Raw genomic sequence first — 12,130 nt, 5'->3', positions numbered from 1 at the left:
CGCGGCCGAGCCGTACGCTGGGAAACCCATGCGCCGCTCCCTCATCGCCACCCTGGCCACGGCCGCCCGCACGGCGGCCCACCGCACCGCATCCCGTCACCCGTGCGGCGCGTGCGCGGCGGCCGATCGCGAACCGGGGGACCCCGGTACCGAAGTCCTCGCCGACCGGCCGGACGGGACCGTCGTGCGGCACGGCCCCGTGGTGGCCAAGGCGCATGCCCCTGACACGGACCGGGCCGCGCTGGACGTCCGCCTGGCGGTAGCCGCACACCCCTTCCTGCACGGCGTGCTGCTGGCCCCCCTCCAGGGCACCCGGGCCTCGGTCCCGACCGACCCCGTCCCCCCAAGGGGCGCGGGGAACCGCGCGCCCGGCCCCCACCGGCCCGTAGACGAACACGCAGCCCTACCGAGCCGCTCCCTCACCCTCTGGCCCCACGGCACCCCCGTGGACCCCACGGACCCCGACAGCGCCCCCTGGGCGGAGGCCGGGCGACTGCTGGCGGCCCTGCACCGGGTCCCGATCGACGCCCTGCCAGGGCCACTGCCCGCCATGCGGGGCCCCGTCAAGGCCGCCAGGGCCGTGGCGCGGATGCGGAACGCCGATGTCCGGGGGTCGACGGCCGACGCCGTACTGCGAGCCTGGTCCCAACTCCCCGCATGGGCCCGGGCCGAGACCCCCTACCCCGGCCCGGCCACTGCCCCGCACCCCCGCCCGGCCGAGGGCCCGCACCCCGGCCCGGCCGCGAGCACCGCCCGGCTCTGCCACGGCGACCTCCACCTCGGCCAGCTCGTCCGGGACGCCCGCACCGGCGACTGGCTCCTGATCGACGTGGACGACCTGGGACTGGGCGAGCCCGCCTGGGACTTGGCGCGCCCGGCCGCCTGGTACGCGGCGGGCCTGCTCGACCCCGACGACTGGGCCCGGTTCCTCGCCGCGTACCGGGAAGCGGGCGGTCCCGCCGTCCCGCCGGAGGGCGATCCCTGGCCCCAACTCGACGTGCCCGCCCGGGCCCTGACCGTACAGACGGCGGCCCTGGCCCTCGCCAAATGCGCCGACGAGCGCCGCGCGCCGGACGAGGCGGAGCTGGCCATGATCGGGAGCTGTACCCGAATCGCAGCACTCCCGCCCGAGTTCCCGTGACGGCGGCCGACGTAGGGTGCTGGTTGCCCATCGTAGAAACGGCGAGGAGTTGAGCCGGTCATGCAGTGTCCCAAGTGCCACGCACCGATGCACACGTACAACCGCAACGGTGTCCAGATCGAGCAGTGCAGCGGCTGCCGGGGGATCTTCCTCGACTACGGGGAGCTGGAGTCGCTGACCCGGCTGGAGTCGCAGTGGGTGCAGCAGGCCCCGCCCGCTCCGCAGGCCTATCCCGCGCCCCCGGCCCCGCAGGGCTACCCGGCCCAGGCCCCGCACGCCCCGGCCTGGGGCGCCCCGCAGCACGGCGGCCACGGCGGTGGTCACTACGGCGGCCACAAGCGCCACAAGGGCTTCGGCCACATGCTCTTCTCGTCCTGAGCGACTCCTGAGCGGCGCGGCCCCGCACCCCGGGGCCCCGTACGCCGACGTCCGCGCACGACGAAGCCCCCGGCCTTCGAGAAGGCCGGGGGCTCCGGGCTGTGCGCGATACTGGGATTGAACCAGTGACCTCTTCCGTGTCAGGGAAGCGCTCTCCCGCTGAGCTAATCGCGCGGGGTCGGTCAGAACCATACAGGACGGTTCCGGACCAGGTGGTACTGCGTGCGCGATACTGGGATTGAACCAGTGACCTCTTCCGTGTCAGGGAAGCGCTCTCCCGCTGAGCTAATCGCGCGGGCAGATCTTCGAGAAGATCCAGTGGACGATACTGGGATTGAACCAGTGACCTCTTCCGTGTCAGGGAAGCGCTCTCCCGCTGAGCTAATCGTCCTTGGAGGTGGAGACGGGATTTGAACCCGTGTAGACGGCTTTGCAGGCCGTTGCCTCGCCTCTCGGCCACTCCACCAGGAGTGAGAGCAGGGGTTCGGGAAGATCCCCCACATCGAGCGGACGACGAGATTCGAACTCGCGACCCTCACCTTGGCAAGGTGATGCTCTACCAACTGAGCCACGTCCGCTTGTCGTTTCCGTTTCGCTTGCGCGTCCCGGCGACGTGTTGAACTCTAGCGGATTCCTGGGCCAGTACAAAAACGCGTTTCCGCAGCGTGCTGCGGTGTGCTCGGCCCGCACCCGGCGTCGTCCCTGGTCCGCGCCCGGTCCGGGGCGGCCGCACGGCAGCACCCCTAGACTCACAACCGTGCATGACCTCGCTCCTCTGGCCCGTTTCGGCGGGCTCCTCGCCTCCGATCTCCGCGATGTGACCGCCGACCCGGAGGCGCTGGACTCCGCCGGCTTCTGGGCCGTCGCCGCCGACTTCGAGGGCCGTCTCGTCTGTGCCCGCTTCGCGGACGTACGGGCCGCCCCCGTCCCCGCGCCCGTCCCGGGCGCCTGGCGCGGGCCCGCCGCCGGTGACTGGACGTCCTCGCTCGACCGCGCCGCGTACACCGCGGGCGTACGCAGGATCCGCGAGCACATCGCGGCCGGCGAGGTCTACCAGGCGAACCTCTGCCGCGTGCTGACCGCGCCGCTGCCCGACCCGGCCGCCGCCGACGTCGACGCGCTCACCTCGCTGCTCGCCCGGGGCAACCCGGCCCCCTATGCCGGAACGATTCGGCTGCCCGCGCACGGCGTGGAGATCGCCACCGCCTCGCCCGAGCTCTTCCTGCGGCGTACGGGACGGGTCGTCGAGTCCGGGCCCATCAAGGGGACCGGCCGCACGGCCGAGGACCTGCTGGAGAAGGACCACGCCGAGAACGTGATGATCGTCGACCTGGTCCGCAACGACCTGGGACGGGTCTGCGCCACCGGCTCGGTCACCGTGCCCGAGCTCTGCGCGGTCGAGCCGCACCCCGGCCTGGTCCACCTCGTCTCGACCGTCCGCGGGGAACTGCGCGAGGGGGCGGGATGGAAGGAGCTCCTGGACGCCTCCTTCCCGCCAGGCTCGGTCACCGGGGCGCCCAAGTCCAGCGCGCTGCGGATCATCGAGGCCCTGGAGACCGCCCCGCGCGGCCCCTACTGCGGCGGCATCGGCTGGGTCGACGCCGACCGGGGCACGGCCGAGCTCGCCGTCGGCATACGCACCTTCTGGATCGACCGCCCCCACGGCGTGCTCCGCTTCGGCACCGGCGCGGGCATCACCTGGGGCTCGGACCCCGAGCGGGAGTGGGCCGAGACCGAGCTGAAGGCGTCGCGGCTCCTCGCGGTAGCGTCGGGCGCGTATACGCAGAGTGGAAGGACCGCGTAAATGCAGATCTGGGTGAACGGCGGGCTGCGGGACGCCGACGCCGCGCAGGTGTCCGTCCTCGACCACGGGATGACCGTGGGCGACGGCGTCTTCGAGACGGTGAAGGCACAGAAGGGGACGACGTTCGCGCTCACCCGCCATCTCGCCCGGATGACCCGCTCGGCCCGCGGCCTCGGGCTGCCCGAGCCCGATCTGGACGAGGTCCGCCGCGCCTGCGCCGCCGTGCTCGACGCCAACCCGGTCGCCCTCGGCCGTATGCGGATCACCTACACCGGCGGCCTCTCCCCGCTCGGCTCCGAGCGCGGGGACACCGGCCCGACGCTGGTCGTGGCCGTCGGCGAGACCCGGCGCCGCCCCGACACCACCGCCGTGGTCACCGTCCCCTGGACGCGCAACGAGCGCAGCGCCGTCGCCGGGCTCAAGACCACCTCGTACGCCGAGAACGTCGTCGCGCTCGCCCGGGCCCACGAGCACGGGGCCACCGAGGCGCTCTTCGGCAACACCGTCGGCGCGCTCTGCGAGGGGACCGGCTCCAACGTCTTCGTCGTCGTCGACGGACAGTTGCACACCCCGCCGCTGGCCTCCGGCTGCCTCGCCGGGATCACCCGCGAGCTGGTCGTGGAGTGGACCGGCGCCCAGGAGACCGACCTGCCGCTCGACGTGCTCGCCTCAGCCGAGGAGGTCTTCCTGACCTCCACCCTCCGGGACGTCCAGGCCGTGCACCGGGTCGACGGCCGGGAGCTGACGGGCACACCGGGACCGGTCACCGCCAAGGCGATGCGCGTCTTCGACGAGCGGGCCGCCTCCGACCTCGACCCGTAAGCCCCTCGCGCTCCCCGTATCGCGACAAATGCGGTGACGGACGGCGGCCCGGCAGGTACAACGGCCTTGATGACCACCACCATTCGGCCGACCGGGCCGCTCCAGCAGGGCGCCGACGGCGCCGCCTCCCGTACGTACGACGTCTGTGTGAACAGCAGACGCGTCGGCACCATCACCGTCGCCACCGATCCGGCCTTCGGCCGCGCCATGGGGGTGATCGCCGGGCTGCGCATCGACGAGCCCGACCGGGGGCGCGGCCGGGGAACCGTCGCCGCGCTCGCCGCCGAGGAGGTGCTGCGCGGCTGGGGCTGCACCCAGGTGCGCGCGGCGGTGCCCGCGGACGCCGTGGCGGCCCTGCGGCTCGCCGACGCGCTCGGCTACACCGAACGCAGCCGCAACATGGCCAAGCGGCTGCCCGCCGAGCCGCCCGCCCTGCCCGCCTCGGTCACCGGGCGCCCGATGACCGAGGCCGAGTACACCGTCTGGCACCACGACGAGCAGGAGAACTACGCCCGCAGCTGGATCGCCCGGGGCGTCCCGGCCGACCAGGCCCGCGCCAAGGCCGAGGCCGACCACCGGGACCTGCTGCCCGCCGGCCTGGCGACGCCCGGCGTCCACCTGGAGGTGCTGGTCAGCGGCGGCTCCGTGGTCGGGCACGTCTGGGTCGCCCGCAAGGAGCTGGAGACGGGACCCGCCGCCTATGTCTACGACGTGGCCGTCGCCGAGGAGCACCGGGGCCGGGGGCACGGCCGGGCCCTGATGCTGCTGGCCGAGCGGGCGGCGCTGGCCGACGGCATGTCCACGCTGGCCCTGCACGTCTTCAGCGACAACACCCCGGCCGTGCGGCTGTACGAGTCGCTGGGGTACGAGCCGACGGAGTACAACCGGGCCAAGGCGCTCCTGTAGGTCTCAGGCGCCCAGCAGCCGGTCCGCGATCTCCTGGATGCGGGCGCGCAGCCCGTCCTGGCTCTTGCCGCCGTCCAGGCGCTCCCCGTCGATGACGTACGTGGGCGTGCCGGTGACGCCGATCGCCTTGCCCTCGGCCTGGTCGGCGTCGACGATCAGCAGGTGCCGGCCGTCGATGAGGGCGGTGTCGAACTCCTCGGCGTCCAGACCGAGTTCCCGCGCCGCGTCGAGCAGTACGCGCTCTCCCCGCTCGCCCAGCTCCTCGGTGCGGGCGAGCACCGCCTCCACGTACGGCCAGCCCTGCCCCTGCTCGAACGCCTCCTCGGCGGCCTGCGCGGCGGCGTAGGCGTGCTTGTGCTTCTCCAGCGGGAAGTGCCGCAGCCGGATGTCCAGCCGGTCGCCGTAGTGGGCCCGCAGGGCGCGGACGTCGTCGAGGGCGGTGTGGCAGTCGGGGCACTGGAGCTCGCACCACACGTCGAGGACGACGGGGGCGGAGCCGGGGGTTTCGGGGGTGCTGTCGGTCATGGGGCCAGTCTTCCAGCCCCGCCCGACGCGCCCCAACCGGGACCTGGGGAGGATCCGCCCCCGAGATCTCCCTGATGTCCTGGCACACCGTGGCCCGGACGGCCCGCTCCGGTGCAGGATGGAAGGGCCACACCCCCCATGTCTGGAGGAACCGGATGCTTGCCGAGACCGTCTGCTCCGCCGCGTCCGCGGCCGGACTGGGCATCGCCGTCGTCACGGCGTACCGCAAGCGCTTCCTGTCGGCCACGCGGATCGCCGCCTACTCGCTGGTCCCCGTCGCCCTGGTCATGACCGGTGTCGTGGGATGGGTGTCCGGCATCGTGTTCAAGCCGAGCGTCTGGGCGGGCTTCGGCCTGCTCGGCATAGCCTGGCTGCTCTTCTCGGCCACCCGCTTCGTCGAGCGCCGCTCCGAGGGCGGCACCCGCAAGGAGCGCAGGGCGGCCGAGGCGGCCGGGGGAGAGGCGATCGCCCCGAAGGCCTCCGCGCCCTCCCTGGGCGCCGGGCGCCGGGCCGACCGGCCCGCCCCGAAGGCGAAGGGCAAGTCCGGCGGCGCCGAGGACTTCAGCGACATCGAGGCGATCCTGAAGAAGCACGGCATCTGAGCCGCGCCCCCGGTGCGCACGCCCGGATACGGAACCCCGGTACGGGACCGGACGCGATGCGGAACACGGCGCGGAATCTGAAAGAGCGTCGGAATCTGACCCTCCGTAACTTGCCGTGACCGGCCTGACCGGGGAATTCCCGCGGTCGTGAATTCCCTTATACGGAATTCTAGTTGGAGTGAATTCCGGCCGGGCTCCGGGAGCGCTCCCATGGCTCATTCCCGATCCCGCCGCGAATTCCCCGCCGAACGTCCGACCGGCGCCGGGCCGGGCGGCACCCGGTGCCGGGCCCGCCCGGCAACATCGAAGTAACTCCCCCTGCGGGTGGGCGTGTTGGCGGCCCGTGGCGCCGCCGCTGGTCCATCATCACCCCGAGATGCTGGACACTTCCCCGGGGCACGTCCCCGCGCCGCCCGAAGACCCGCACGCCGCGCCCCCGTCCGACGAGCCGCGCGGCTGTCTCTTCGCCCTTTCGCAGCCACCCCTGATGATCTTCCTCGGGGTGATCGGCTGCCTGCTGCTCATGGCGGCCCTGCACGATCTGTACCTGCTGTGACCGGCCGTACGGGAGCGGTCGTACGGGAGCGGTCGGCCCCGGGCTCAGCCTGCGGCTTCCTTGCGCCGGGCCCGGTAGGCGGCCACGTGCAGCCGGTTCCCGCAGGTGCGGCTGTCGCAGTAGCGGCGCGAGCGGTTGCGCGAGAGGTCCACGAAGGCCCGCCCGCAGTCCGGCGCCTCGCACCGGCGCAGCCGCTCCTGCTCGCCCGCCACCACGATGAACGCCAGCGCCATTCCGCCGTCGGCGGCCAGGTGGTCCGCGATCGAGGCGCCGGGCGCGAAGTAGTGCACATGCCAGTCGTAGCCGTCGTGGTCGGTGAGCTGGGGCGTGGTGCCCGCCTCCGCCACGATCTCGTTGACCAGGCCCGCCGCCGCCCGGGCGTCCGGCGCCTCGAAAACACCTGCGAAACGGCTCCGTACGGTCCGTACGCCGGAGAGATCGCGTGCCGTGAGGCTCTCGACGCCGCTGATGTCGTGGTCCCGTACGAAGCCGTACAGCGCCTCGATGTCGGCGAGGCGGTCGGGCGCCTCGCTCTCCGGCGAGGTGTTCACCAGATCGACCACCATGTCGAGGGCGATCCGGGTGTCGTGAGGGATCAGCACGATTCGCTCCCTGGCCTGCTGCGGGCCGGTGCCCGCCGATGCCCGGTGACTCTAGCGGCTCGCGCGCGAGCGCACCGGCGCCCGTCCCGCGAGGGTGTTCGCGGGACGGGCGCCGGTGGGGGTGGCTATGCGGTGGGCGTGCCTATGCGGATGTCCGCGCGGCGCCGTCTCCCCGAGTCGGACGGCGCCGTGCGGCTCTCGGCCTGGCTCAGTTCTCCGCCAGGATGTGCGAGAGCTCCGTGTCCAGATCGAAGTGGCGGTGTTCGGTACCCGGTGGCACCGCGGCATCCGTCCGCTTGAGGAACGACTCCAGAGCCCGCGCAGGGGCTTCGAGCAGGGCCTCTCCTTCCGGGGAGCTGAGGGCGATGCAGACGACGCCCTGGCCGTGACTGCGCGACGGCCAGACTCTGACGTCTCCGGTACCGGTGGGCCGGTGCAGGCCCTCGGCGAGAAGGTCGCGGGCGAACACCCACTCGACGGTCTCCTCGGCTCCGGTGTGGAAGGTGGCGTGCACGGCGTAGGGATCGGCCGTGTCATACCGCAGGCCCGCGGGTACAGGCAGTGAGGACTCGCTCGACACAACGAGGCGCAGGTGCAGCTCGCAGCTGACCGTGGTGTTCATAAGCGCCAGGGCCTTTCGCTCAGTGTGCGCTCGGGGATTCGCACGTCGGCGAAATCGACATGCCACCTACGGTGCCGTTGTAAACCCCTCTGGCCGTTTTGCGGTCGTTCAGGTAGCTCGTACGGCGGAGTATTACTTTGGGTTATGCGGCCATTCTGGTGAGGGCCCCGGTCGGGTAGGTTGGACAGCATGAATACGGGGAGTGACGAGCAGGCCGGTGCGCCGGAGGCGGTCCTCGGATCGCGCGCGCCCGCCTTCATCAAGGCGTCCAGGCCGCTGCATCTGAGCTGGCAGGTCGGCGTCTTCATAGTGGGCCTCGCGGTCGTGGTCGCGGGCGTCATCATGCTTCCGCTGCCGGGCCCGGGCTGGCTGGTGATCTTCGGGGGCATGGCGATCTGGGCGACCGAGTTCGTCTGGGCCCAGCTGGTGCTGCGCTGGACCAAGCGCAAGGTGACCGAGGCCGCGCAGCGGGCCCTCGACCCGGCGGTGCGGCGGCGCAACATCATCCTGACGACCATCGGCCTGGTGATCGTGGCGGCGCTCGCCGCGGTCTACCTCTGGAAGTTCGGCCTCGTCATGCCGTGGAAGATCAACGAGTGACGAGCGGGACCGGCCACCATGGTCAAACGCCCCGCTGACATGCGGTAATGTTTGCGGTGCGCCCGGGCGATTAGCTCAGTGGGAGAGCGCTTCGTTCACACCGAAGAGGTCACTGGTTCGAACCCAGTATCGCCCACCCGGACCGAAGGCCCGGAGATCGAAACCGATCTCCGGGCCTTCGGCGTTCCCGGAGTCCGGCCATCTCCCGGTGTACTTCCCGTTCCCCGGCGCAGACTTGAACCATGAAGCCGAGAACCGCGGGCTGGAGCCACTACCGGTTCCGCAGCGTCTGGCACCTGCCCGCCCCGCCCGCCGCCGTCTACGCGGTCCTGGAGCGCGCCGAGGGCTATCCGCGCTGGTGGCCCCAGATCCGCGAGGTGACCGCCGTGGACGAGCGCACCGGCATCGCAAGGTTCCGCTCCGTCCTGCCGTACGACCTGGTCGTCACCGCCCGCGAGCGGCGCCGCGACGAGGCGGCCGGCGTCCTGGAAGTCGCCATGAGCGGCGACCTGGACGGCTGGGCCCGCTGGACGCTGAGCGCGTACGCCGACGGCACGCGCGCGGTGTACGAGCAGGAGGTCGAGGTGCGCAAGCCGCTGATGCGGCGGCTCGCCCTCCCCGGACGGCCCGTCTTCCTCGCCAACCACGCCCTGATGATGCGCGCCGGACGGCGGGGACTGACGGCCGTCCTGAACGGAGTTTGAACCCAGGCCGCCCGGGCCTGTATGGTTCAGTCCGTTCCCGGGCGATTAGCTCAGTGGGAGAGCGCTTCGTTCACACCGAAGAGGTCACTGGTTCGAACCCAGTATCGCCCACCGGGAGAAGGCCGGTTCGTCATCGACGGACCGGCCTTTCCGCATGTACGGGACCTCACGCCGCCGCGGGCAGCTCGGGCCGCAGCGGCCACGCCGGGTCCACCGTCTCCGGCGTCCCGTTGCGCGTGAACCACGCCTGCAGGCCCCGCGCCTGGGCCGCGTGCCAGCCGGTCTGCAAGGAGTGGATCTCCGCCGGGGTGAGCCGTTCGAGCCGCGCCGCGAACCGGCGCCCCACCGCCCGTACGACCTCAAGGGCGGCCAGCGCGTCCGCCGCCGCGTCGTGCGCGCTGTCCAGCTCCACCCCGTAGTGCGCGCACAGATCGGTCAGGGTGCGGCGGCCCTTGCGGTAGCGGTCCAGGTGCTTGTCCAGGACCCGCGGATCGAGGACCCGCAGCGGCGCCCCGTCCAGATAGCGCGCCAGCGACGAGGCGCGGTGGCGCTTCAACTCCCGGTCCAGCAGCGTCAGATCGAACGGCGCGTTCATCACCACCAGCGGCCGCCCCGCCGCGCACTCCTCGGCCAGCGCCCTGGCCACCTCCTCCATCACCGGCGCCGGCCACCGCCCGTTCAGCTGGAGGTGCTCGTCGGTGAGCCCGTGCACGGCGGTCGCGCTCTCCGGAACGGATATGCCCGGGTTCACCAGCCAGCGCGTCGCCCGGGGCCGCGAACCCGGCCCGTCCTGGACCACCAGGGCGGCCGACACTATGCGGTCCCGCTCCACGTCCACGCCCGTCGTCTCGGTGTCGAAAGCGGCCAGGGGGCCTTCGTACCAGCACGTCATGGTTCAACTCCCTTTGCGCCCTTGGCAGATGGCGTGCGTCCCCTGCCCGATTCCGTGATACCCGGGCCGTTTGCGGCGTACGCCCTCCGGCAACAACACAGGTGACGGCCCCGCAAGTTGACGGAAGGCGTACGACGGCCATGGCGATCGCGCAGCCGGAGCCGGACGGGCTGATATCCGAGCGGATCGCACCACTGCGCGGCTCACTCGCCACCACCGCCTGCATGGAGACCCTCCAGGTGGGCTACCTCCACGCCGTGGCGGCCGCCGCCGGGTGTTCGCTCTCACAGCCCTTTCCGGACAACGGAATCGACTGGCACGTGAGCCACAGCGCCCCCGGCCACACCGTCGACGACGAAGTCACGATCAAGGTGCAGCTCAAGTGCACGTACCAGATCCCGCCGCACCCGCCGGGCGGGGCCTTCTCCTTCACCCTCGACAACGAGCACCTGGTGAAGCTGGCCCGCACACCCGTGTCGGTGCACAAGATCCTGGTCGTGATGCTCGCGCCCAGAAGCCGGGACGAGTGGCTGCGCGCGGGCCACGACCGGCTCGCGCTGCGGCACTGCTGCTACTGGACCAACCTGGCCGGCCACCCGGTGACCGGGCGGCGCAGGACCACAGTGCGGATACCGACCACGCGGATCTTCGACGATCGCGCGCTCTGCGAGATCATGACCCGGGTCGGGGTGGGAGGGAGGCCCTGATGCGTCTGTCGAGCGGGGAGTCCGGCGGACCGGAGACGGTGGAGCCGGATCCGGCACAGGTGGACCCGGCCGTGCTCGGCGTGCTGCTGCACCGGCACGGCTGGCAGCGGCGCGGCGGCGCGGCCGGGCGGTACACACGCTGGACCCCGCCCGGGGGAGCCGCCGCCGGCACCAGCCTGCTGGTGCCGGAGAGCCGCGCGTACCCCGACAGCGAGGACCTGATCGGCGAGGCGCTCACCGCCCTCGCCCGCTCGGCCGCGCCCTGTGCGCGCGAGGTGCTGGTCTCGCTCGCCGTGCCCAGCGACGAGGTCCGCTGGTGGCGCGCCACCCCGCCGGGCCCCTCCGGCACCGCCCCCTGGACCGAGCAGGAGCGGCTGCGCGCCGCCGCCCACCGCATGCTCCTGGCGGGCGCGCTCGCGGTGCGCGGCCGGGCCGGGTACTACGGCGCCCGCCACCGCCGACAGGCACTGGCCGCGCTGGAGCACGTCCTGGTCGGCCCGGCGCCGGGCGGGCGGCTCACCGCGTTCGTCCCCGTGCAGCCGGGCCGCCCGGTGGTCGTCCGGCTCTACGAGGCGCTGTACGCGGTCCGCGAGGCCATCGACTACCGCCGCACCACCGGCGGCATGGAGGCCTTCGACGCGGCCGTCGGAGCGGGCGCCAGCCGCGAGCTCACCGAGGCGGTCGTCGCCCTGGTGTCGGGCTCGGAAGGCGTCCGGGTCGCCCTGGAGTGGGCTCCGGCGGCGGGCGTCCCGGCCGGGTGCGCGCCGCGCCCCGAACCGGTGGAGTTCTCGCCCGGCGACCTGCCCGCGCTCCGGGAGGCGGGGGCGCGCTACCTCGACGACGAGCCCCCGCTGCCGGTCCGGGTCACCGGCGCGGTGGTCCGGCTGCGGCGCTCGGGCCCGCGCGGCCCGGGGACCGTACGGCTGCGGGTGCTTGCGGGCGCGGAGATCCCGTACGTACGGATGCAGCTCGACGAGGAGGCCTACCGGATCGCGGGCCATGCCCACCTCGTCGGGCTGCCGATCCGGGTGGTGGGCCGGCTGGAGAGCCGGGGCGGCTTCCGCAGGCTCGCCGGGGCCACGGGGGTGGTGCCGGTCCAGGTGGACGACGCGGAGCGGGACCGCTTGATGAAGTCGCTCCAGGAGAATCTGGACTTCTTCGAGGAGGCGTGCACGGGGGAGGAGTGAGGGGGCCGAGCGGGCCGCGGTGCCGGCGGCGCCGCCCAAACCGTTTCGCGACCGCACCCGGTGGCTCGGTAGGATTCACCCG

General features: G+C 72.8%; 15 protein-coding genes and 7 tRNA genes. 13 read left to right on the top strand and 9 right to left on the bottom strand.

Going from position 1 to position 12,130, the window contains the following annotated elements:
* Positions 1-28: 28 nt before the first annotated feature.
* Together BX283_RS10935 and BX283_RS10930 are read left to right on the top strand one after the other, a co-directional pair.
* Entirely contained in the window at positions 29-1,141 is a 1,113-nt protein-coding gene (locus tag BX283_RS10935; RefSeq protein ID WP_101387426.1) for an aminoglycoside phosphotransferase family protein, read from the top strand.
* A 60-nt stretch (positions 1,142-1,201) separates the two neighbouring features.
* Complete coding sequence (locus BX283_RS10930; protein WP_101387425.1) at positions 1,202-1,519, top strand: zf-TFIIB domain-containing protein; 318 nt, start codon at positions 1,202-1,204, stop codon at positions 1,517-1,519.
* Between the two features lie 102 nt (positions 1,520-1,621).
* Here the strand turns inward: BX283_RS10930 and BX283_RS10925 are convergent.
* The 5 genes from BX283_RS10925 to BX283_RS10905 all read right to left on the bottom strand — a co-directional run bounded on the left by BX283_RS10925 (position 1,622) and on the right by BX283_RS10905 (position 2,097).
* Positions 1,622-1,693: transfer RNA gene (locus tag BX283_RS10925), tRNA-Val, on the bottom strand.
* Positions 1,694-1,742: 49 nt separating this feature from the next.
* Positions 1,743-1,814 (bottom strand) — tRNA-Val (locus BX283_RS10920).
* A gap of 24 nt (positions 1,815-1,838) precedes the next feature.
* Positions 1,839-1,910: transfer RNA gene (locus BX283_RS10915), tRNA-Val, on the bottom strand.
* Position 1,911: 1 nt separating this feature from the next.
* Positions 1,912-1,985 (bottom strand) — tRNA-Cys (locus tag BX283_RS10910).
* A 39-nt stretch (positions 1,986-2,024) separates the two neighbouring features.
* Positions 2,025-2,097, bottom strand: a tRNA-Gly gene (locus tag BX283_RS10905).
* Positions 2,098-2,276: 179 nt separating this feature from the next.
* Between BX283_RS10905 and BX283_RS10900 the strand changes: the two genes are divergently transcribed.
* From BX283_RS10900 to BX283_RS10890, 3 genes are all read left to right on the top strand, one after another.
* Positions 2,277-3,323, top strand: coding sequence for a chorismate-binding protein (locus tag BX283_RS10900; RefSeq protein ID WP_180357129.1), 1,047 nt, complete (start codon positions 2,277-2,279; stop codon positions 3,321-3,323).
* A complete protein-coding gene (locus BX283_RS10895) occupies positions 3,324-4,145 on the top strand; it encodes an aminotransferase class IV (RefSeq protein ID WP_101387423.1) in 822 nt (273 codons plus the stop codon).
* A gap of 69 nt (positions 4,146-4,214) precedes the next feature.
* Positions 4,215-5,051 (top strand): GNAT family N-acetyltransferase, encoded by an 837-nt coding sequence (locus BX283_RS10890; RefSeq protein ID WP_101387422.1) that lies wholly within the window; start codon positions 4,215-4,217, stop codon positions 5,049-5,051.
* Between the two features lie 3 nt (positions 5,052-5,054).
* Here the strand turns inward: BX283_RS10890 and BX283_RS10885 are convergent, their stop codons facing one another.
* Entirely contained in the window at positions 5,055-5,576 is a 522-nt protein-coding gene (locus BX283_RS10885; protein ID WP_101387421.1) for a DsbA family protein, read from the bottom strand.
* A gap of 155 nt (positions 5,577-5,731) precedes the next feature.
* Between BX283_RS10885 and BX283_RS10880 the strand changes: the two genes are divergently transcribed.
* Both BX283_RS10880 and BX283_RS10875 read left to right on the top strand, forming a co-directional pair.
* Positions 5,732-6,178: a hypothetical protein gene (locus BX283_RS10880; protein WP_101387420.1), complete on the top strand. Its 447-nt coding sequence runs from the start codon at positions 5,732-5,734 to the stop codon at positions 6,176-6,178.
* A gap of 376 nt (positions 6,179-6,554) precedes the next feature.
* The gene (locus tag BX283_RS10875; RefSeq protein WP_101392273.1) at positions 6,555-6,734 is read left to right on the top strand and encodes a hypothetical protein; all 180 of its coding nucleotides are present in this window, start codon (positions 6,555-6,557) and stop codon (positions 6,732-6,734) included.
* 44 nt (positions 6,735-6,778) lie between these two features.
* Here the strand turns inward: BX283_RS10875 and BX283_RS10870 are convergent, their stop codons facing one another.
* Together BX283_RS10870 and BX283_RS10865 are read right to left on the bottom strand one after the other, a co-directional pair.
* Complete coding sequence (locus tag BX283_RS10870; RefSeq protein WP_101387419.1) at positions 6,779-7,336, bottom strand: CGNR zinc finger domain-containing protein; 558 nt, start codon at positions 7,334-7,336, stop codon at positions 6,779-6,781.
* A gap of 208 nt (positions 7,337-7,544) precedes the next feature.
* On the bottom strand, positions 7,545-7,958 hold the full coding sequence (locus BX283_RS10865; protein ID WP_003987206.1) for an SsgA family sporulation/cell division regulator: 414 nt from the start codon (positions 7,956-7,958) through the stop codon (positions 7,545-7,547).
* A 189-nt stretch (positions 7,959-8,147) separates the two neighbouring features.
* On the opposite strand from BX283_RS10865, the gene BX283_RS10860 reads away from it, so the two are divergent.
* The 4 genes from BX283_RS10860 to BX283_RS10845 all read left to right on the top strand — a co-directional run bounded on the left by BX283_RS10860 (position 8,148) and on the right by BX283_RS10845 (position 9,373).
* Positions 8,148-8,558, top strand: a complete 411-nt coding sequence (locus BX283_RS10860) for a TIGR02611 family protein (RefSeq protein WP_101387418.1) — start codon at positions 8,148-8,150, stop codon at positions 8,556-8,558.
* A 64-nt stretch (positions 8,559-8,622) separates the two neighbouring features.
* Positions 8,623-8,694 (top strand) — tRNA-Val (locus BX283_RS10855).
* A gap of 106 nt (positions 8,695-8,800) precedes the next feature.
* Positions 8,801-9,262 (top strand): SRPBCC family protein, encoded by a 462-nt coding sequence (locus BX283_RS10850; protein WP_101387417.1) that lies wholly within the window; start codon positions 8,801-8,803, stop codon positions 9,260-9,262.
* 39 nt (positions 9,263-9,301) lie between these two features.
* Positions 9,302-9,373 (top strand) — tRNA-Val (locus BX283_RS10845).
* A 55-nt stretch (positions 9,374-9,428) separates the two neighbouring features.
* On the opposite strand, the gene BX283_RS10840 is transcribed toward BX283_RS10845, so the two are convergent.
* Positions 9,429-10,154 carry a 3'-5' exonuclease gene (locus BX283_RS10840; protein ID WP_101387416.1) on the bottom strand — a complete coding sequence of 242 codons (726 nt, stop codon included), beginning with the start codon at positions 10,152-10,154 and terminating at the stop codon, positions 9,429-9,431.
* Between the two features lie 140 nt (positions 10,155-10,294).
* On the opposite strand from BX283_RS10840, the gene BX283_RS10835 reads away from it, so the two are divergent.
* Positions 10,295-10,861, top strand: coding sequence for a DUF4365 domain-containing protein (locus tag BX283_RS10835; RefSeq protein ID WP_101387415.1), 567 nt, complete (start codon positions 10,295-10,297; stop codon positions 10,859-10,861).
* Positions 10,861-12,048: a hypothetical protein gene (locus BX283_RS10830; protein WP_101387414.1), complete on the top strand. Its 1,188-nt coding sequence runs from the start codon at positions 10,861-10,863 to the stop codon at positions 12,046-12,048. Before BX283_RS10835 ends, BX283_RS10830 begins: the two co-directional genes overlap by 1 nt.
* The last annotated feature ends 82 nt before the right edge of the window (positions 12,049-12,130 follow it).

The organism is Streptomyces sp. TLI_146 (genome assembly GCF_002846415.1).
Classification (GTDB): Bacteria; Actinomycetota; Actinomycetes; order Streptomycetales; family Streptomycetaceae; genus Streptomyces.
The sequence above is the reverse complement of the archived record's forward strand: the minus strand, read 5'-3'. Positions and strand labels throughout refer to the sequence as shown.